Origin of the sequence: Sulfitobacter noctilucae, from assembly GCF_000622365.1 — a bacterium.
In the GTDB taxonomy this organism is placed as follows: Bacteria; Pseudomonadota; Alphaproteobacteria; order Rhodobacterales; family Rhodobacteraceae; genus Sulfitobacter; species Sulfitobacter noctilucae.
Genome location: NZ_JASC01000014.1, coordinates 600,029 through 620,848, shown reverse-complemented (window position 1 = coordinate 620,848; position 20,820 = coordinate 600,029). Strand labels below are relative to the sequence as shown.

17 protein-coding genes are annotated in these 20,820 nt (G+C 59.9%); 5 read left to right on the top strand and 12 right to left on the bottom strand.

Annotated features, from left to right (window positions below; genetic code table 11):
• Positions 1 to 149: 149 nt before the first annotated feature.
• Positions 150 to 2,942, top strand: a complete 2,793-nt coding sequence (gene acnA, locus Z945_RS0113100) for an aconitate hydratase AcnA (RefSeq protein ID WP_025052567.1) — start codon at positions 150 to 152, stop codon at positions 2,940 to 2,942.
• 137 nt (positions 2,943 to 3,079) lie between these two features.
• Here acnA and Z945_RS0113095 read toward each other — a convergent pair whose 3' ends face one another.
• The 9 genes from Z945_RS0113095 to yajC form a co-directional block, all read right to left on the bottom strand.
• Positions 3,080 to 3,619, bottom strand: coding sequence for a DsbE family thiol:disulfide interchange protein (locus Z945_RS0113095; RefSeq protein WP_025052566.1), 540 nt, complete (start codon positions 3,617 to 3,619; stop codon positions 3,080 to 3,082).
• Positions 3,612 to 3,770, bottom strand: coding sequence for a heme exporter protein CcmD (gene ccmD / locus Z945_RS0113090; RefSeq protein WP_025052565.1), 159 nt, complete (start codon positions 3,768 to 3,770; stop codon positions 3,612 to 3,614). The genes Z945_RS0113095 and ccmD overlap by 8 nt, the downstream gene beginning before the upstream one ends.
• Positions 3,767 to 4,501, bottom strand: a complete 735-nt coding sequence (locus Z945_RS0113085) for a heme ABC transporter permease (protein WP_025052564.1) — start codon at positions 4,499 to 4,501, stop codon at positions 3,767 to 3,769. The genes ccmD and Z945_RS0113085 overlap by 4 nt, the downstream gene beginning before the upstream one ends.
• Before the next feature lie 79 nt (positions 4,502 to 4,580).
• Entirely contained in the window at positions 4,581 to 5,237 is a 657-nt protein-coding gene (gene ccmB / locus Z945_RS0113080; RefSeq protein WP_025052563.1) for a heme exporter protein CcmB, read from the bottom strand.
• Positions 5,234 to 5,851 carry a heme ABC exporter ATP-binding protein CcmA gene (gene ccmA / locus Z945_RS0113075; protein ID WP_025052562.1) on the bottom strand — a complete coding sequence of 206 codons (618 nt, stop codon included), beginning with the start codon at positions 5,849 to 5,851 and terminating at the stop codon, positions 5,234 to 5,236. The genes ccmB and ccmA overlap by 4 nt, the downstream gene beginning before the upstream one ends.
• A 4-nt stretch (positions 5,852 to 5,855) precedes the next feature.
• A complete protein-coding gene (locus Z945_RS0113070; protein WP_025052561.1) occupies positions 5,856 to 6,209 on the bottom strand; it encodes an Mth938-like domain-containing protein in 354 nt (117 codons plus the stop codon).
• Positions 6,210 to 6,335: 126 nt separating this feature from the next.
• A complete protein-coding gene (gene secF / locus Z945_RS0113065; RefSeq protein WP_025052560.1) occupies positions 6,336 to 7,304 on the bottom strand; it encodes a protein translocase subunit SecF in 969 nt (322 codons plus the stop codon).
• 2 nt (positions 7,305 to 7,306) lie between these two features.
• Entirely contained in the window at positions 7,307 to 8,956 is a 1,650-nt protein-coding gene (gene secD / locus Z945_RS0113060; protein WP_025052559.1) for a protein translocase subunit SecD, read from the bottom strand.
• A gap of 33 nt (positions 8,957 to 8,989) precedes the next feature.
• Entirely contained in the window at positions 8,990 to 9,268 is a 279-nt protein-coding gene (gene yajC / locus Z945_RS0113055; protein ID WP_025052558.1) for a preprotein translocase subunit YajC, read from the bottom strand.
• Positions 9,269 to 9,698: 430 nt separating this feature from the next.
• On the opposite strand from yajC, the gene serS reads away from it, so the two are divergent.
• Both serS and Z945_RS0113045 read left to right on the top strand, forming a co-directional pair.
• Entirely contained in the window at positions 9,699 to 10,991 is a 1,293-nt protein-coding gene (gene serS, locus Z945_RS0113050) for a serine--tRNA ligase (RefSeq protein WP_025052557.1), read from the top strand.
• A 65-nt stretch (positions 10,992 to 11,056) separates the two neighbouring features.
• On the top strand, positions 11,057 to 11,770 hold the full coding sequence (locus Z945_RS0113045) for a tryptophan-rich sensory protein (protein WP_025052556.1): 714 nt from the start codon (positions 11,057 to 11,059) through the stop codon (positions 11,768 to 11,770).
• A gap of 71 nt (positions 11,771 to 11,841) precedes the next feature.
• On the opposite strand, the gene der is transcribed toward Z945_RS0113045, so the two are convergent.
• The 3 genes from der to Z945_RS0113030 are packed head-to-tail and all read right to left on the bottom strand — an operon-like array spanning position 11,842 to position 15,474.
• Positions 11,842 to 13,305, bottom strand: coding sequence for a ribosome biogenesis GTPase Der (der, locus tag Z945_RS0113040; RefSeq protein WP_025052555.1), 1,464 nt, complete (start codon positions 13,303 to 13,305; stop codon positions 11,842 to 11,844).
• A gap of 60 nt (positions 13,306 to 13,365) precedes the next feature.
• Complete coding sequence (locus Z945_RS0113035; protein ID WP_025052554.1) at positions 13,366 to 14,721, bottom strand: PQQ-like beta-propeller repeat protein; 1,356 nt, start codon at positions 14,719 to 14,721, stop codon at positions 13,366 to 13,368.
• 51 nt (positions 14,722 to 14,772) lie between these two features.
• Entirely contained in the window at positions 14,773 to 15,474 is a 702-nt protein-coding gene (locus Z945_RS0113030; RefSeq protein ID WP_025052553.1) for a hypothetical protein, read from the bottom strand.
• A 212-nt stretch (positions 15,475 to 15,686) separates the two neighbouring features.
• Here Z945_RS0113030 and Z945_RS0113025 point away from each other — a divergent pair, with 212 nt between their 5' ends.
• Both Z945_RS0113025 and Z945_RS0113020 read left to right on the top strand, forming a co-directional pair.
• A complete protein-coding gene (locus tag Z945_RS0113025) occupies positions 15,687 to 16,940 on the top strand; it encodes an efflux RND transporter periplasmic adaptor subunit (protein ID WP_025052552.1) in 1,254 nt (417 codons plus the stop codon).
• Entirely contained in the window at positions 16,937 to 20,818 is a 3,882-nt protein-coding gene (locus tag Z945_RS0113020; RefSeq protein WP_025052551.1) for an efflux RND transporter permease subunit, read from the top strand. The genes Z945_RS0113025 and Z945_RS0113020 overlap by 4 nt, the downstream gene beginning before the upstream one ends.
• The last annotated feature ends 2 nt before the right edge of the window (positions 20,819 to 20,820 follow it).

The following is a 20,820-nucleotide window of genomic DNA, read 5'->3' as shown; positions in this document are numbered from 1 at the left end:
GTCAGTGTCACAGAAATACCCCGAAAATTTGTACACCATGGTATACAAAAATGCGAAAACCCCGCGAATAGCGGTTGATTAGGCCCCGTGAGAATGGCATCTAAGTTGTAACATCCCAATAGCCACCAGCCCCAGAAAGGGAGTTTCTTATGACGATTCAAGTCGGACAGGACACAGCCAAAGCCCGCAAAACGATCACAGCAGGCGACCAGAAAATTGCCTATTATTCGATCCCCGCCGCGCAAGAGGCCGGCTTGGGCGATTTCTCGAAGCTCCCTGCGGCGTTGAAAGTCGTATTGGAAAACATGCTGCGGTTTGAGGATGGCAAAACAGTTACCGTGGATGACATCAAGGCCTTCGCCGAATGGGGTGCCAAGGGTGGTGTGAACCCGCGCGAGATCGCGTACCGCCCTGCCCGCGTTCTGATGCAGGACTTCACCGGAGTTCCTGCTGTTGTCGACCTTGCCGCGATGCGCGACGGTCTGGTGGCGCTGGGCGGCGATGCGGAAAAGATCAACCCGCTGAACCCCGTAGATCTGGTCATCGACCACTCCGTCATGATCGACGAATTCGGCAATCCGCGTGCCTTCCAAATGAACGTCGACCGCGAATATGAACGCAACATGGAGCGTTATACCTTTTTGAAATGGGGCCAGAAGGCGTTTAACAACTTCCGCGTTGTGCCCCCCGGCACCGGCATCTGCCACCAGGTGAACCTTGAATATCTCGCGCAGACAGTATGGACCGACACGGACCAGAACGGCGAAGAAGTCGCATACCCCGATACGCTGGTTGGTACAGACAGCCACACCACGATGGTCAACGGCATGGCCGTTCTGGGCTGGGGTGTTGGCGGGATCGAAGCGGAAGCCGCGATGCTGGGCCAGCCGATCTCCATGCTGATCCCCGAAGTTGTCGGCTTTGAGCTGACAGGCAAGATGATGGAAGGCACAACGGGTACGGACCTTGTGCTGAAAGTCGTTGAAATGCTACGCGAAAAGGGCGTGGTGAGCAAATTCGTCGAATTCTACGGCGAAGGTCTGGACCATCTGCCGCTGGCGGACCGCGCAACCATCGCCAACATGGCACCGGAATATGGCGCGACCTGCGGCTTTTTCCCGATCGACGGTGAAACCCTGCGCTATCTGCGTACCACGGGCCGCGACGAGGACCGCATTGCATTGGTCGAAGCCTATGCACGCGAAAACGGCATGTGGCGCGACGCGGACTATGCGCCGATCTACACTGACACACTCAGCCTCGATATGGGCACCATCGTGCCTGCGATCTCCGGCCCCAAGCGGCCACAAGATTATATCGCGCTGACTTCTGCGCACACGGCCTTTGCGGAATACGTCAAAGGCGTGCGCGAGGGCAAAGATGCCTCAGCCAATGCCGAAGTGCGTTGGGAAGGTGAAGGCGGCCAGCCCGAGCCAGAGGATATCCCCGGCGATGAGGGCAACCATAAGCGCGGCTATGTCCAGACCGAGGATGGCCACTACCAACTGCATGACGGTTCTATTGTGATCGCCTCGATCACCTCCTGTACCAACACCTCGAACCCTTATGTGATGATCGGTGCCGGTCTCGTGGCGCGCAAGGCGCGTGCGCTGGGTCTCACGCGCAAGCCGTGGGTCAAAACATCGCTGGCCCCCGGCTCTCAGGTGGTTTCGGCTTATCTGGAAGCGGCAGAGCTTCAGGAAGATCTGGATGCCATCGGTTTCAACCTTGTCGGCTACGGCTGTACGACCTGTATCGGCAACTCCGGTCCGTTGGAGCCTGCGATCAGCAAGGCAATTAACGACTACGATCTGATCGGCACCTCGATCCTGTCGGGCAACCGCAACTTTGAAGGGCGCATTTCGCCCGACGTGCGCGCTAACTATCTGGCCTCGCCGCCTCTTGTGGTGGCCTATGCGCTGGTCGGTGACATGAACCACGATCTGGCCAACAGCCCGCTCGGTCAGGACCAGGACGGCAATGACGTCTATCTGCGCGACATCTGGCCCACGACGCAGGAAGTGGCAGAGCTGGTCGAACAGACCGTGACACGCGAAGCATTCCAGACGAAATATGCGGATGTCTTCAAGGGTGACGAGAAGTGGCAGGGTGTGGAAACCACGGATGCCAAGACCTATGACTGGCCGCCTGCTTCTACCTACGTTCAGAACCCGCCCTACTTCCAGAACATGTCGCCAGAGCCGGGCGTGATCACCAACATCGAAGGCGCGAAAGTGCTGGCGGTCCTGGGAGACATGATCACCACCGACCACATCTCGCCCGCGGGTTCGTTCAAGGAAACCACGCCAGCGGGCCAGTATCTGACCGAACACCAGGTGCCGGTGCGCGAGTTCAACTCCTATGGGTCGCGCCGAGGCAACCACGAAGTGATGATGCGCGGCACATTCGCCAACATCCGGATCAAGAACGAGATGCTGGATGGCGTCGAGGGTGGTTATACCCTTGGGCCGGATGGCAAGCAGACCTCGATCTTTGACGCGGCCATGGCGCACCAAGAGGCCGGCACACCGCTGGTGATCTTTGGCGGTGAGCAATACGGCGCGGGTTCCTCGCGCGATTGGGCGGCCAAGGGTACCGCGCTTCTGGGTGTGAAGGCCGTGATTGCGGAGAGCTTTGAGCGGATCCACCGTTCGAACCTTGTTGGCATGGGTGTGATCCCGTTCGAGTTCACGGGCGGCGACACGCGCAAATCGCTTGGACTGACAGGTGAAGAGACGGTCTCCATCTCCGGTCTGGACACAATCAAGCCATTGCAGGAAGTGCCTTGCGAAATCACGATGGCGGATGGTTCGGTGAAGAACATCCAGATCAAGTGCCGGATCGATACCGCGATCGAGATCGAATACATCGAACACGGCGGCGTATTGCACTATGTGCTGCGTGATTTGGCAAAAGAAGACGGTGCGATTGCTGCTGAATAAGCTTCTAGATAGCTGAAATAAAAGGCCCCCATAGCATCGAGCTGTGGGGGCCTTTTTCATTTATGGGTTACTACCGAACACCTTAAAGGACGGTGCCTCTGGGGAATAATGACACCTATCTTCAGGTTTTCCGCAGCCTATTGGTCCATCGCCGCCTGCAAAGCAGGCAGGAACCGCTGCTCATAGTCGCTGCCGACCAGAGGTCCGGCAAAGCGAAACAGCACGGTGCCGTCGCCATCCAGAATGAAGGTCTCTGGCGGGGCGGTCACGCCCCAGTCGATGGCGGTGCGGCCTTGCGGATCAAAGCCGATGCCAAAGAACGGATTATCGTCCTCAATCAGGTATTTCGACGCATTGGCAGCCGTGTCTTTGAAGTTGATCCCCGCGATGGGTATGCCCTCGGCGGCCATCTCCAACAGCTTGGGGTGTTCGGCGCGGCAGGGCGGGCACCAGCTGGCCCAGAAGTTCACCAACGTCACCTCGCCCGCAGCCAGCATGTCGGCGCTCAGCTCGGGGAACCCTTCCAGCGGTGCTTCGGGAACACCTGGTGCGGCTTGACCTACCAGCGTGGAAGGCAATCCATCTGGATCTTCACGGTACATGCCAATGGCCGCAAGGGCCACGAACCCCGCAAAGATCAGTGGCGGAGCAATCATCAGGGGAGAGATTTTAGCCATTCTTGCCCACCTCTTTCTCAATGTCCCGCAGTTCCGCGCGCGCGGCACGGCCCCGGCGCAAGGTCAGATAGATCAACCCACCCAGCAGCGCCAACGACGCCGCATAGGCCGAGAGCACCTCGACCGCGTATTTGCCCAGATCAGGGATCACAGTCTACGCTCCATCCGGTTGCGCAGCGCTTGTGCACGCCGCAGGCGAATTTCGGTACCAGTGCGGTAAAGCACCAGTGCCAAAAACAGCAGGCCAAAGCCGATCATGCTGGTCAACAGCGGATACCAGAAGACATCCGACACCGTGCGTTCACCCGTGGCGACCGGAATCGACGTACCCTGATGCAACCCTTGGTTCCAGAATTGCACCGCATAGCGCGAGAGCACTGCAAAGACCGATCCGACAAGGCACAGAACCGAGGTGAGGTCAGCCGCGGTGTCGGGGTCCTCGACCGCTTCCCACAAGGCGATATACCCGAGGTAAAATATAAACAGGATCAGAAACGATGTAAGCCGTGGATCCCATGCCCACCATGTGCCCCACATCGGCTGGCCCCAGATGGCCCCTGTGACCAATGCGATCAGCGTCATCACCAACCCCACGGGTGCTGCGGCCTTTGCTGCCAGAGCACTGACGTGATGACGGCGGATCAGCCAGATTAATGAGGCGACCAGCATCATGAACCACGCATTGATCGCCATCAGGGCGGTGGGCACATGCAAATAGATAATCTTGACGGTGGACCCTTGGCGGAAGTCATCCGGGGTGCCAAAGAAACCCCATAAAAGTCCCGTTACAACGCAGACCGTTGCGACAACCCAAAGGATCGGCTGCACCTTCTCGGAAAGGGTCAGGAATTTGACCGGGTTTGCATATTGCCAGATAGACATTGTGATTATCTAGTCTCCCCTGCCCTGCGGCTCAATGGGCAAAGCGCGGGGCATCTGTGTGCCGGACAATTTGTCATCCTCACCGAAGCCCCATCCGCAGGACCGCAGCACTGGCAAAGGGCATCAGCGCGATGGTGCCCAGCGTGATCCCTGCCAGCATCAACAGCGGTGTGGACGTATCGAGCCCGGCAGCGCCGCGCCGCGCGGCCTCTGCCCCGAAAATCAGCGTAGGCACATAGAGCGGCAGGACCAGAAGCGAGAGTAGCAATCCGCCACGTTTAATTCCCACGGTCAAGGCCGCGCCAAAGGTGCCGATCACCGACAGCGCAGGCGTGCCAAGCGCCAGCGAGATCACCAACCAAAGGTATCCGGTCGGGGGCAGGCTCATCAAAACGCCCAGCACCGGCGCGGCCAGCACCAGCGGCAGGCCTGTGGTCAGCCAATGCGCCAGCGCCTTGATGCTCACCGCCGCTTCCAGCGGCAGGGGTGCGGTCAGCAGCAAATCAAGCGTGCCATCCTCGTAGTCCAGCGCCAGCAACCGGTCGAGCGACAAGAGACAGGCAAGCAAAGCGCCCAGCCACAACACGCCGGGCGCGATAACGCCTAACAAAGCGGCTTCGGGCCCTACGCTGAACGGTACCAGCGTGGTCACGATCAGGAAAAACGCCAGCCCGAGGCCAAAGCCGCCGCCTGCGCGGAAGGACAATTGCAGGTCGCGGCGCAGCAGGGCGATCACAGAAAAGCCTCGTCGCTGGCACCGGCGCGATCTGTGGGGTCTGCCCGAAAGGGGGTGATAACTAGCACCTCTGCCTCGATGCCAAGGTCGATATGAGTGGCGATCAAGGCCGATCCGCCGTTGGCCAGATGGACGCGTACTGCATCCGCGAACATCGTGACCGCTTGGGTATCCAGCGACACGGTAGGTTCGTCCAGCACCCAAACCGGGCACGCGGTTACCAAGAGCCGCGCAAGGCCAAGGCGCCGCTGTTGCCCCGCAGAAAGCGTACCTGCGAGGCGGTCTATCAGCGGATGCAGGGCATAGGCGTCGAGCGCAGCGTCAATCTGGGTGCCGCCAAAAATACGCGCCCAGAACTGGAGGTTCTCCCGTACGCTCAGCATCGCCTTGATGCCATCCGCATGGCCTGCATAGGCGATGCGATCGTCGGCACCGGCAATTTGACCGCTTAGCGCCGGTTGCAGCCCCGCGATGGTGCGCAGCAATGTGGTCTTGCCCGACCCATTCGGCCCGCGCAAAATCAACGCCTGCCCTTCTTCCAACATAAAAGACAGCCCCGCCACAACAGGCACGCCGCCCCGCGCAATGGTCAGGTCCCGGACCGTCAGGCTCAATGCATCACACCGGGATCAGGGCCAAAGCAATCCGGCGGCCCTCGCTTAGCAGAATGTTGTAGGTACGGCATGCGGCCGGGGAGGCCATCGCCTCGACCCCGACGCCTGCTTCCTGCAAGGTTGCCAGCAGATCATCCGGCAGATGCGCCACATCCGGGCCAGTCCCAACGAACAGCACATCGATCTGGCCTGCCAGCGCGACCAAGGCATCGGTATCGTCAAACCCGCCCCAAGATTTGGTTCCAGTTGGTCCTGTGATCACAGGCCCGCGCAATACCTCACCGCCGATGCGAAAGAACCCCGGTCCATAGCCTTCAATGGGAGTGGAATCGTTAAAGTCGATCTCGTTCAAGCGCATGGATCATCCTTTCATCATTGGCGCAGCCAGCTTAGCTCAGGCCGCCCCTGCGATACAGATCACGACGCGAAAAAGCAGTGCACCGCCAAGGTCAAAACGTCGCGCCGCGCGGCCAAGCGTCAAGCGTCAAGCGTCAATATTGGCGTACTGGTTCCCGGCATTGGCGTCAGGTTTAGACCAGTCTCGCTTGACCCCTAGATAAAGCAGAATCGCGGATGCCACAAAGATGGACGAATAAGTCCCCACAATTACGCCCCAAATCATCGCAAAGACAAAGCCACGGATCACGTCACCGCCCAGCACAAACAGCGCGATCAACGCAATCAGCGTGGTGAAAGAGGTCATGAACGTCCGGCTCATCGTCTCGTTGATCGAGAGGTTCAGCACCTCCTTCAGGTCGCGCTTTTTGTATTTCCGAAGGTTTTCACGCACGCGGTCAAAAACCACCACGGTATCGTTCAGCGAATAGCCTACAATGGTCAGCAAGGCCGCAATAATCGCCAGATCGAACCGGAGTTCCAGTTCTGAAAAGATGCCGATGGTCAGGATTACGTCGTGCACCAGAGCGAGCACAGCCCCCGCAGCGAATTGCCATTCAAACCGCAACCAGATGTAGATGAGGACCGCCCCGATCGCCAAGACCACCGCGATCACCGCCGTCTGTATCAATTCACCCGAAACTTTGGGGCCCACTGATTCCACCGAGGTGAATTTGATATCGGGTCTCACCTCGATTAACGCAGCCTCCACCGCTTCAACCGTCTCGACAGTTACAGCTTCTTGGCCATCCTGTGCCTGAATGCGGATCATCGCTACATTCTGATCATCGCGGAAGGACGGATCAAAGACTTCGGTGATCGAAATATCGCCCAACTCCAGCGTGTCGATAGCGGCGCGGTACTCGGCCACATCCACCACCAGCGGGCTTTCAGTACGGATCGTGGTGCCGCCACGAAAGTCGATGCCGTAGTTCAGGCCCTGGATCATGAAAGACGCAAAGGCGACAACCATCATAAGACCGGAGATACCCAGCCAGATCTTCCAACGGCTGAAGTAATCAAAATTTGGCGCTTGGTTGAACAGACGAAGACGCATCATCAAACCTCAATCGTTTTGGGACGTGCCCGTTCAAACCAGATCACCACCATCAGGCGGGTCACAAAGATTGCTGTGAACACCGATGTAATGATGCCAAAACCCAGCGTGATCGCAAAGCCGCGCACCGGGCCGGAGCCCATGGCGAACAAGATTACCGCTGTGATCAGCGTGGTAATGTTCGCATCGATGATCGCGCTTAGCGCCTTTTCATAGCCCAAGGATATGGCCCGCGCCGGACCTTTGGCCGTGGTCAATTCCTCGCGAATACGCTCGAAAATGAGAACGTTGGCATCCACCGCCATGCCCACGGTCAGCACGATCCCCGCAATGCCCGGCAAGGTGAGCGTGGCACCAACAAGACTTAGCAAACCAAACACCATCGCCACGTTTATAATAAGCGCGATATTGGCAAAGATGCCGAACAGACCGTAGCTGGCGAACATGAAAAACAGCACGGCGACAAAAGCAACTACCGTCGCAATTCGGCCCGCATCAATGCTGTCTTGGCCCAGTTCAGGGCCGATGGTGCGCTCTTCCAGAAACTCCAGTCCCGCAGGCAGGGCACCGGCCCGCAGAAGAATGGCAAGGTTGGTGGATTCCTCCACATCAAAATTGCCGGTGATGATGCCCGATCCGCCGGGAATATGGCTTTGGATGGTGGGGGCGCTAATCACCTCGTCGTCCAGCACGATGGCAAACGGCGCGCCGATGTTGTCGGCTGTGTAATCGCCGAATTTCCGTGCGCCCGACGTGTTGAACCGGAAGTTCACCGCAGGCCGCCCGTTCTGGTCAAAGCTGGGCTGCGCATCGACCAGTTCTTCGCCTGCCACCACAGGGGAGGCTTCAACCACATAGAATGCACCCGGCTCGTCCAATGAGGGGATCAGCTTGTTGCCGATACCGGGGTTGGCGTTTTCGTCGGTGCCGCGGCTGACCACAGGGTTGAACGTCAGCTGCGCGGTGGTGCCGATGATCGCCTTTAACTCTGCCGCCGATCCGATACCAGGCACCTGTATCAGAATACGGTCCGCGCCCTGCCGCTGGATCGTGGGCTCGCGGGTGCCAACCTCGTCGATGCGGCGGCGGATGATTTCCAGCGATTGCTGCATGGTGCGTTCATCCGTGGCCTGCCGTTCGGCATCGGAAAGCGTGATGATCAGCAAGCCAGCGTCGCCGCTCACGTTGATGTCGGTGGCCCCGGCCCCCGTCAGCGTTGGAACAGGCCGCGCCAGATCGCGTACGATCTGCATCGCTTCGGCCATCTTGCTCTCGTCGTTCAGCCGCACGCGCAGCTCGTCTGCCGGGGATTGCTGGCGACGCACGGGCGTTAGACTGCGCAGCGCATCGCGCACCTCGGGCCATTGCGCCTCCATCCGACTGGCGTAGACGTCCTGCACCCGCACTTCGGCCAGCAGATGCGCCCCGCCGCGCAGGTCAAGGCCCAGATTGACTAGGCCAGAAGGCAGCCATTCGGGCCAAAGCGCCTTTTGCGCCTCAAGCTCGGGCGTGTTGCCGCCAATCTCGATCGCCGCAACCGCATCATTGTGCTGTTCCACGGGGCCATAAAAGGCATTGGGCAGCGCCAACAAAAGGCCTGCCGCACAGGTCAAGGCGATCAAAATCCGTTTCCACAGATCAATCTGAAGCATGTCTGCGCCCTTCCTTAGGCCCGTGGGGTCGGATTACTTAGCGGGTTCGGTCTTGGACACAACCGTGGCGATGGTCGACTGGATCACCCGGATCTTGACGCCATCGGCGATCTCGACTTCCAGTTCGCCGTCTTCCTTGACCTTGACGACCTTGCCGATGATCCCGCCTTGGGTGACCACCTGATCGCCGCGACGCAGCGCCGCAACCATGGCGGCATGTTCCTTGACCTTCTTCTGCTGCGGACGGATCAGCAGGAAATACATGATCGCAAAGATCAGAATAAGGGGGATGAATTGCTCGATACCGGCCATCGGGTGCGTCCTTTTAGGTCTGCAGGGCAGCAGAATTCTGCCCCGTCGCTGAGTTTGGCAGAACCTATGCACGGGCGTGGACGGGCGCAAGGTGCAAAGGGGGTTTTGGGTGGACTATCGGATCGGTCCAAATAGTCTGAACCTAGGAACCGGCCTTTGGCGGAGAATTTTTACCAGATTCAAGCGCAAGGATGGTACCTAATATACGCGAGCAGATGCGACATCTACGCGAGCAGGTGCGACAGCTCTGCACTAATGCTGATTGCGCAGGCCTTCTGACTTCGCTTAGAAACTTACTTCTACAGTTTTGCCCGTTCGCTCCTCTGCCCGCAGACACGATGACTTGCGAGCCACTCAAACCCGCAGTAGCCCTCCCCCGCGCAATCCGGCATAACGCGACCCAAACGACTCACAGCCCAAGGACGCTCCCATGCACGACATCCGCGCCATCCGCGAAAATCCCGCAGCTTTTGACGCCGCCCTTGCCCGGCGCGGGGATGCACCTATGTCTGCCGATGTGCTGAAGCTTGATGAAGCACGGCGCGGCAAGATCGCAGCGGCGGAGACCGCGCAGGCGGAGCAGAACAAGGCTTCAAAGATGGTGGGTGCCGCCAAAGCGAAAGGCGATGAGGCGGAGTTTGAACGGCTGCGCGCCTTGGTGAGCGAGAAAAAGAACGAAGTCTCCGCGATGCAGGCCGAGGCCAAAGCGCTGGACGCGGAGTTGACCGATATGCTCGCCCGTCTGCCCAACAACCCTGCCGAGGATGTACCCGAAGGCAAAGACGAGGACGACAATGTCGAGGTGAGCCGCTGGGGCGACATTCCCGCCTTCGATTTCAAGCCCAAGGAGCACTACGAGATTACGGGCGTTGCCGCTTCGATGGATTTTGAGACGGCGGCCAAGACATCTGGCGCACGTTTCGTCATGCTCAAGGGCGCCGTGGCCCGCATCCATCGCGCTTTGGCGCAGTTCATGGTCGACATTCATGTTGATGAGAACGGCCTGACCGAGGTGAACACGCCCGTGCTGGTCAAGGACGAGGCGATGTACGGCACCGACAAGCTGCCGAAGTTTGGCGAGGACAGCTATCAGACGACCAATGGCTGGTGGTTGGTGCCGACCTCCGAGGTGCCGCTGACCTACACGGTTGCGGGCGATGTGCTGGAAGAAGCAGATCTTCCCAAGCGCTACACCGCGCATACCTTATGTTTCCGCTCGGAGGCGGGCAGCGCGGGGCGTGACACCTCCGGCATGCTGCGCCAGCACCAGTTCGAGAAGGTCGAGATGGTCAGCGTGACCCTGCCCGGCGAGAGCGATGCGGAGCAAAAGCGCATGCTGCGCTGTGCCGAGGATATTCTGGAGCGGCTGGGTATCCCCTATCGCACGGTGCTTTTGTGCACGGGCGACATGGGATTCGGCGCGCGGCGCACCTTTGATATCGAGGCCTGGGTGCCGGGGCAGAACACCTACCGCGAGATCTCGAGCGTTTCGACGACAGGTGATTTTCAGGCCCGCCGCATGAATGCGCGGTTCAAGCCCGCGGATGGCGGCAAACCGCAGTTTGTGCATACGTTGAATGGCTCCGGTCTTGCGGTGGGGCGCTGCCTGATCGCGGTGCTGGAAAACGGCCAGCGGGAAGATGGCTCTGTCGTCCTGCCCGACGCACTTGCCCGCTATCTGAGCGGCAAAAGCACGCTGACTGCGGACGGTGTCTTGGCCTAAGGTGTTGAAGGGACGGCCCTTACCGCTATCTTTTGAATCGATCTGATCTGAAAGGTGCCTGCCCTATGCGCTCTGCCCGTCCAATTGTTGCGTTACTGTGTTTTGTCCTCAGCATCGCCTTTGCCGCCTCGCCTTTGTTTGTCGATGGCTTTGCCGGGTTTGACCCCGATCAATTCCCTGTACCGCAGAATGACCCGCCTGTGCAGCCCGAAGGCTATGCCTTTGCGATCTGGGGCGTGATCTATGGCTGGCTGATCCTTGGGCTGGGCTGGGGACTGGTCAAAGCGCGAGATGATGCGCAGTGGCATGACATGCGCGTGCCGCTTTGTGTGTCGCTGGCGGTAGGCACGGTGTGGCTGGCCGTGGCGGTGGCCAGCCCGGTTTGGGCGAGCCTGTTAATCTGGGTGATGTTGCTAAGCGCACTGGCGGCCCTTTTCCTCGCGCCTGTGGCCAATACGGTCTGGGCTGCCTGGCCGGTCGGGCTTTATGCCGGATGGCTGTCGGCGGCGTCTTGCGTGTCGCTCGGGCTGCTCGCTGCGGGCTATGGCTTCATGGACCAAACAACTGCGGGTCTGGTTTTTGTCGGACTGGCGATCTTGCTTGGCGGGTTTATCCAAGGCGCATTGGGCCGCGTGCCAACCTACGGCATTGCGGTGATCTGGGCGCTGGTGGCCGTGGTCGTGGCCAATATCGAGAGCACACCTATCGTGGCCTATGTGGCAGGCGGCGGGGCTTTGGTGCTCTTGCTTCCGACGCTCAAGGCGTTTCGCACGGCCTGATCCGCGCGCACGTTTTCTTTGAAAGAAAACGGGCGGAAACTTTGAAAGTTTCCGCCCCCCCCCCCCCCCCTTCAGTCCCGGCGGCGTCCGTCGGTATGTTTGCGCAGCTTCGACGGCGGTGCCTTCTTGCGCCCCTTATAGGGGTTGGCATCGTTCTGTCCGCGCATCCATAGGCGGATCGGCGTGCCCGGCATGTCGAAATCCAGCCGCAGGTTGTTCACCAGATAACGGCTGTAGCTTTCGGGCACCTTGTCAGGATGACTGCACATCACCACGAACCCTGGCGGGCGCGTTTTGGCCTGCGTCATATACCGCAGCTTGATCCGCTTGCCCTGTGGCGCGGGCGGCGGATGCGCCTCCATCATGCCCGCCAGCCAGCGGTTCAACTGAGCAGTCGTTACACGCCGGTTCCACGTTTCATAGGCCCGCATGATCGCCTCGTGCAAACGGTCCAATCCGCGTCCGGTCTTGGCCGACACGGTGATCAGCGGTGCGCCGCGCAGTTGCGGCAACAAACGCTCGAAGCTCTCCTTGAGGTCTTTCAGCTTGGCCTGGCGGTCTTCCTCGATGTCCCATTTGTTCACCGCGACCACCACTGCACGGCCCTCGCGTTCGGCCAGATCAGCAATGCGCAGGTCTTGCTGCTCAAACGGGATTTCCGCATCGAGCAGAACTACCACAACTTCGGCGAACTTCACCGCGCGCAGACCATCCGAGACGCTGAGTTTTTCGAGCTTTTCCTGCACCTTGGCTTTTTTGCGCATGCCTGCGGTGTCAAAGATGCGCATCGGGATGTCATTCCATGCGGTCCGCAGCGATATCGCATCTCGGGTGATCCCGGCCTCTGGCCCGGTCAGCAAACGGTCTTCGCCGACGATCTGGTTGATCAGCGTGGATTTGCCCGCATTGGGCCGCCCCACCACCGCCACCTGCAGGGGCTTTGCGTTGGTCGGGACGGGAACGGCTTCGATTTCGTCCTCTTCGTTGTCCCCCAGATCCACATCCGTTTCGGGGGTATCGTCATCCGCCTGCTCGGCGTATTTGTCAGCCAGCGGCATCAGCATCGTATAAAGGTCGTTCAGCCCTTCGCCATGCTCGGCAGACAAAGCGATCGGTTCGCCCAGCCCCAGACTATAGGCCTCCAGCACACCGGATTCGCCTGCTTTGCCCTCGGCCTTGTTGGCCGCAAGAATAACATTGGCAGAGCGTTTGCGCAGAATGTCGGCAAAGACCAGATCGGACGATGTGATCCCCACCCGCGCGTCCACCATGAACAGACAGATGTCGGCCATATCCACCGCGCGTTCCGTGAGCCGCCGCATCCGCCCTTGCAGGCTGTCGTCGGTGACTTCTTCAAGCCCTGCAGTGTCGATCACGGTGAAACGCAGGTCGGCAAGGCGCGCCGCCCCCTCGCGCAAATCGCGGGTGACACCGGGCTGATCGTCGACCAAGGCCAGACGTTTGCCGACAAGGCGGTTGAACAGCGTGGATTTGCCCACGTTCGGGCGGCCCACGATGGCGAGGGTAAAGGACATTTTCGGCTCCAAAGCCCAACAAGGGCCTATATCAAACCCGGCCTTTAGCCCATTTTGCGCTTAACGGAAAGCGAGCAATTTGCCCTTGCGCGAGACAACATAGAGCGTTCGGCCTGCAACCACCGGCGCGGTGGTCGCGCCGCCGGGGATTTCGACCGTACCGGTCAATACGCCATTCGTCGGGTCATAGCTGCGCAAGACCCCGTCGCTGGAAGCAACGCGCACGCGGCCTCCCGCCACTACGGGGCCATGGTTGCCAAAGATTTCGGACTGGCGGCGCGGACGGTCCTTGACGAAGTTGGGCAGTGGCACGCCCCAGATACGGCTGCCGTCAGAGGCATCAAGCCGCAGCAGTTCGTTCAAATCCGAGATTGCAAAGATGCTGCCGCCAATGGGCCAGACCGGCGTGATCGCCCCTTCGCGTGCGGTCCAGATCGGCATGCCATTTGCCAGGCTCAGTGCAGCCAGACGTCCCGACTGGTTGCCCACAAAGACACGGTCGCCCGACGCCACTGGTGCGCCCGTCACATCCGAAATGGATGACAATGCACGTCCGGGCCGTTTACCGACGACTGCCGTGTTCCAGCGATCCAGCCCCCCGCGCCGGAAAACCCCCTGCACTTCGCCAGAGCCGTAGGCAAAGATCGCCACTTGACCCGCAATGATCGGGGCGGGCGCACCGAGCACGTTGTTGATGCTGGGCGTGCCACTTGTCTGCCAAGCCACACGCCCGTTGGTTTTGTTCACGGCCCAGCCGGTGTCGTCGCCTGCCGTCAGATAGACCAGATCGCCCGACACCATTGGTGTGCCTGAGCCTGAAGCCTCAAGCTCTTGGGTCCAGCGGGTGCCGCCCGTGGTGACATCCAGCGCGGCCAGAATGCCATAGCCGATCGAGACATAAAGTGTGTCGCCGTCAACCGCTAGGCCGCCGCCGGAACCCTGCCCCTGCCGGTCGCTGGCCGGGGTCAGATCGCGTGTCCACAGCGTTTGACCAGACGTAGAGGTCGCCGTGACCTGCGCCCCTGAATCGAGGGTAAAGATGCGGCCCTGTGACACGACCGGATCGGCAGTGATCCGGTACCGCCGGCTGTCGCCTGCGCCGATATCAGCCGACCACAACAATTTTGGCGTTGCCGCGAGTGCGGGATGGCTTGTGCGGGTTGCGGGATTGCCGACTGCCGCCGTCCAGTTTGCGTTGTTGGTGGCGGCACCCAGCGATATCGCCCTGCTGACATTTGCTGTCACGGATTCACCAGGCAGCGGAGCGGCCAAAGCGGGGTTTTGCAACACGGCGCGGACGTCTTCGCGTGGACCGGGCAAATAGGTTTCGCGCTCGTTGCACCCGCTTAGAAACAGGATCCCCGCCAACAGAGGCAGACCGAAGGCTTGCACCCCAGATTTCAACGATTGGATCATGGCCTGCTCACTTTATTACTTGCGCCGTTTCTTTCGTCCGGTCGGTCGGTTCTAGTCCGTTATCGCGGTGCTGCTGTCGGGTACCAGCGGCATGGCGTCGGACAGTTCCGGCTCTCCACCCAGTGCCACAATCACCTGTAGTGCGCGTTGTTGCAAGTCCGGGCTGACCTCGGCGTCGTCGATAATGGATTGGTATTTCGCAATCGCCGCCGCCGGATCACCGGTTTCGATGTCGATCAGCGCCAATTGTTCAGTCGCCAAAAGGCGCAAAGCGTTTCCGGGTTGTGCCATCGCCTCAAAGGCCTGACGGCGGTCAGCTGACTCCAGGCTCGCGCTTTGCAGGGTGACGGATTTGAACTGAGCCAACTGGCGGTAGATTGCGGGCACTTCCCCATCGACAGCAAGCGCATCCAGCGTTGCCGCAGCTGCTTCGGTATCCCCTGCGCGGGCCTGTTCGGCAGCAGTCATCATACGCAACACGGCCCCAGCAGCCAGGCTGGCAGGATCAATCGCTGCCAGTGATTCTGCCCGTTCGGCGCTATCGTCCAGCGACAGGGCCGCCAACATCGCATCGCCTTGCGCCTGAGCCGAGGCGGCACGCTGTGCTTTGCTATATTCCGTGTAGGCCGCACCGCCCACGATCAGGACAATTGCCAGCACCGCGATCCAGCCATAACGGCGGAGTAGGCCGTAAAGACGGTCGCGGCGGACCTCTTCGTTCACTTCTTCGACAAAGCTGTCTGTATTGCTCATCCGGTCACACCTTGCCCTGCAGTTTGCCCCTCTTAACCTGCGCCGCCCGGCAAGCCAATACCCTCCTGCGGCCACAGTTTTGCAACTGTAATAGGCAGTTGGGTGCGGCTTTTTGAAAAAAACGCGCACCTAAACTAGTCAGTTCACTTAATGCAGCCTACATAGGCCGCATCATTGGCCGGTCTTCGGCCTGCGCCGTACAGGGTTTTGACATGCGTATATTCTCAATTATTGCGGCAATCGCTGTGACAATCATTTTGGCAATGTCGATCCTTGCACGTCCTCAACTGGAAGCCATGTTCAGCGGATCGTCCGATCCGGTGGATCAAACGGAAGATGCATCGGTCGAAGAAACTGATCAGAGCGGTGCAGCGGTGCAGAGTGATAAACTGGTCAAAGTCTCTGTGCGCAAGATCACCGGTCAGGAAGTTGACAGCGCGGTGATCCTGCGCGGTGAGACCGAGGCGGCGCGTCAGGTAGATGTGCGGTCCGAGACCTCGGCGATCGTAATATCCGAGCCCTTGCGCAAAGGCGCCAAGATCACCCAAGGTGAAGCGCTATGTGTGCTCGATCCGGGCACCCGTGGTGCGGCACTGGACGAAGCGCGCGCGCGGCTGAGCGAGGCACAGTCCCGCGTGCCCGAAGCCGAGGCCCGCGTGGAAGAAGCCCGCGCCCGGCTTGACGAGGCCGAGATCAACCAGAACGCTGCGTCGCGGCTTGTGCAGGATGGCTATGCCTCGCAGACGCGCGTCGCAGGGGCTGACGCCGCCACCGCAGCAGCGCGCGCTGGTGTGACAACGGCCACGTCGGGCTTGAGTGCGGCGCGGTCGGGCATTCAGGCCGCCACTGCCGCAGTCGCCAGTGCGGAGAAAGAGATTGAACGGTTGGAAATCCTGGCCCCGTTCGACGGGCTTCTTGAAAGCGACACCGCCGAATTGGGCAGCCTTCTACAGCCCGGTGCGCTGTGTGCGACGATCATCCAGCTGGATCCGATCAAACTGGTAGGCTTTGTGCCGGAAACCGAAGTGAACCGCGTGAGCCTTGGTGCCCGTGCCGGGGCGCGACTGGCGGCGGGCGGTGGTGAAGTCGTGGGCGAGGTCACCTTTCTGTCGCGCTCTGCCGATCCGGAAACACGTACCTTCCGGGTGGAAATCGAAGTGCCCAATGGCGATCTGGCGATCCGGGACGGGCAGACCGCCGAGATCGCAATCGCCTCTGCCGGGGTTAAGGCGCATCTGATCCCGCAGTCCTCAATGACACTGAATGACGAAGGCACCCTAGGCGTGCGCTTGGTCGAAGACGAAAACGTCGTGGCCTTTGCCCCTATCAGCATCATGCGGGACACCATTGACGGTGTCTGGGTCACCGGCCTGCCCGAAGAAGCAGACGTCATTACCATCGGCCAGGAGTTCGTGACCGCAGGTGTCACCGTCGCCCCGACCTGGGAAAGTGAGGTCACACAATGACTGGTGTAGTCGATTGGGCCGCCAACCGTGCTCGCATGGTGATTGCCTTCATTCTGCTAAGCCTCGTTGTTGGGGGCTATTCCTACAGCACCTTGCCTAAAGAAGGAGAGCCGGACATCGAAATCCCGGCTCTTTTTGTGTCGGTGCAATTCCCCGGCATCTCTGCCGCTGACAGCGAAACCCTGTTGGTCAAGCCGATGGAAACGGAGCTGTCCGATCTGGACGGCTTAAAACAGATGTCCGGCACGGCGGCAGAAAACTACGCCGGTGTTGCGCTGGAATTCGAATTTGGCTGGGACAAGACCAAGATCATGGCCGATGTGCGCGATGCCATGTCGACGGCAGAATCGCAGTTTCCCGATGGTTACGAGAAATATTCGATCAACGAGATCAACTTTTCCGAGTTCCCCATCATCATCGTTAATCTGACAGGCCCCGTGCCTGAACGCACGATGGCCCGCGTGGCGCGTGATTTGCAGGACGATCTGGAAGGTCTGGATGCGGTGCTCGAGGCAGGTCTGGCCGGTGACCGTGATGAGATGCTCGAGGTGATCATCGACCCGCTGCGGCTGGAATCCTACAATGTGACCGCGGGAGAGCTGATCAATGTCGTACAGAACAACAACCAGTTGATCGCTGCGGGCGAGATCGAGAATGCGCAAGGCGCTTTTGCGGTCAAGATTCCGTCTTCTTTCGATGAACCGCAGGATGTCTATAACCTGCCGGTCAAGATCAACGGTGACCGGGTGGTGACCTTGGGTGATCTGGCACAGATCAACCTGACGTTCGAGGACCGGCGCGGCACGGCCCGGTTCAACGGGGAAAAGACGCTGGCCCTGCAGGTGGTCAAACGCAAAGGCTTCAACCTGATCGACACATCGCGTCAGGTGCAGGAGATCGTTGCGGAACGCTCTGCTGACTGGCCCGATGGCCTGCAGGCGGCGGTGACAGTTGGCACCTCGAATGACCAGAGCCGCATCGTGGATTCGATGGTGCAGCAATTGTTGGGGTCAGTCTTTACCGCCATCGCACTGGTCATGATCGTGGTACTGGCGGCCTTGGGGATTCGCGCCGCCCTTCTGGTAGGCTTTGCAATCCCGACCTCCTTCTTGCTGTGTTTCGCGTTCCTCGCATTGATGGGTATTTCGGTGTCCAACATCGTGATGTTTGGTCTCATTTTGGCCGTGGGCATGCTGGTCGACGGGGCCATTGTGGTGGTTGAATACGCCGACGCGCGACAGCAACAGGGCGATGGCCCGATGCAGGCCTATACCGAGGCGGCCAAGCGGATGTTCTGGCCAATTATCTCGTCAACTGCGACAACGCTGTGCGCATTTTTGCCGATGCTGTTCTGGCCCGGTGTGCCCGGACAGTTCATGGGCATGTTGCCGGTCACGCTGATCTTTGTTCTCTCTGCCTCACTCGTGGTGGCGCTGGTCTACCTGCCCGTAATGGGCGGCGTGACGGGCCGGTTGGAACGCTGGATGGCCGACAATATGGAATCCATCGCGGGCCTGCGCTGGTATCTGCATTTGCTTCTGTTTCCGGTGGCTTTGGTCATGCTGATGCTGCCCATGGCTCTGATGCAGCCGCTCTTTGGAATCATCTCGGCGCAGTTCGCGGCGATGGACGGGTTCGATTTGCTTGGCTCGGTGATCCCGACCTTCTTCGTGGTTTTTGTCAGCGTGCTGGCGCTTTGCGCGCTGGTGGCCACGGGGTTGTCGGGTGCCATGCTTGGGTTACTGGCGTTCTTTGGCATCTTCACCCGCGCCGGACGTGGCGGGCGCTGGGTCACTTCCAAACTGTTTCGCACCACACCGACCCGCATTGAGGCTGGCTATAAACGGAACGGCTTTGGCCGGGTGATGGCCTTTATTGTCGGCAATCCGGTGATGCCTCTGGTCATGGCCGGTATCGTTTTTGTCTTCGTCGGCACGGTGATGATCTTCTTTGGCAATAACTCGAAAGGCGTAGAGTTCTTTGTGGAATCCGAGCCCGAGCAGGCGATTGTCTATGTGCTGGCGCGCGGCAACCTTTCGCTGGAAGAAAAGGATGATCTACTGCAACAGGCTGAAGCGATCGTTCTGCGGCACCCTGGTGTTCAGACGGCTTTTGCTTTCGCAGGCGAAGGCGGGCTGGACAGCAACACAGGCGGCGCGCAATCGCCCAAAGACACCATTGGTCAGATCCAGTTTGAGACGATCCCCTGGGAGGATCGGCCGGAGATTGTCACGCCGCTGTTTACGGTGCCCCTTCTGGGCTTCGACATCAATCGCAGCACTCAGGACCCCGCTTTTGACGGCGATGTCATCATCGCGGAGTTGAACGAAGAACTCGCCGCTTTGCCCGGGATCGGGACCGAAACACTGAACCTCGCGATGGGACCTGCCTCGGGCAAACCGGTGCATTTGCGGATCAAATCCGACAGTTTTCCCGATCTGCTGACCGCAACGGCGCTGACCCGCGCCGAATTCGAGCGCACCCCCGGTCTGACCCTGATCGAAGACACACGCCCCCTGCCCGGCATCGATTGGCAGATCGATGTGGATGTCGAAAAGGCCGGGCGCTACGGTGCGGATGTGCTGACCGTGGGCGCGATGGTGCAATTGGTGACGCGCGGTCTGCTGCTCGATACCATGCGCGTTGACAGCTCGGATGAGGAAATCGAGATCCGCGTGCGCCTGCCTGAAGGCGATCGCGTCCTCTCGACGCTTGATACGCTTAAGGTACGCACCGGCGATGGTCTGATCCCGCTGAGCAATTTCATCACCCGCACGCCCGTACCCAAACTGGCCGAGATCAACCGCATCGATCAAAAGCGGTATCTGGATGTGAAGGCCGATGTGACCGCCGGTCTGATGAAGGTCGTTGAGGTAACACGTGTCGATGGCACGGATGTCAGCACCACGATGGCCACCCTGCGCCCAGCGGGCAATGACGCGGATGTCACAGCCCCCGATGGTACCGCATACAAGCTGACACAGCGCACAGAGGCCGGCACGGGCGTCGATATCGCGGAGGGTGTCTCGGACGGGAGCCTGCGACTGGTCCCGATCAACGCCAATGAACGCATTGCAGAGATCACCAAATGGCTGGATGAAAAGCCGTTGCCTTTCGGGGTCACAAGCGAGTGGACCGGCGATCAGGAAGATCAGGCCGAAAGCCAGGCCTTCCTCAGCTCCGCCTTCACTGCTGCATTAGGGCTGATGTTCATCATCCTGCTGGCGCAGTTCAATTCATTCTACAATTCGGTGCTGGTTTTGGTCGCGGTCGTGCTATCAACGACAGGCGTTCTGATCGGTATGCTTGTGATGGACCAGACCTTCAGCATCATCATGACCGGCACGGGGATCGTGGCGCTTGCCGGAATTGTGGTAAATAACAACATCATTCTGATCGACACCTATCAGGAATATGAACGCTACATGCCGCGGATCGAGGCGATCATTCGCACCGCACAAGCGCGCATCCGGCCCGTTTTGCTGACGACGATCACTACGATGGCCGGACTTGCCCCGATGATGTTCGGCCTGAGCCTCAACTTTGCCGATGGCGGATATACCGTCGATAGCCCCACCGCCCTGTGGTGGAAGCAACTGGCAACGGCGGTGGTTTTTGGCCTTGGGGTGGCGACGGTTCTAACGCTGATGGTCACGCCGTCGCTGCTGGCGATCCGTGTCTGGGCGACCACCTATATCCGCTGGATTGCGCGGCTCTTGGCCAAGCTTTCATTGGGCCGCGCCAGCAAGGCGGCCCGCGACTGGGCTTTGCAACGCGATGCGCGGCGCATGTCGAATGAAGAGATCATCTGGGACGCGGGGCCGCCGCCATCCACCATCGCCAGCCGCCCGCAGGTTCCTGCCGCGGCGGCGGAATAGGA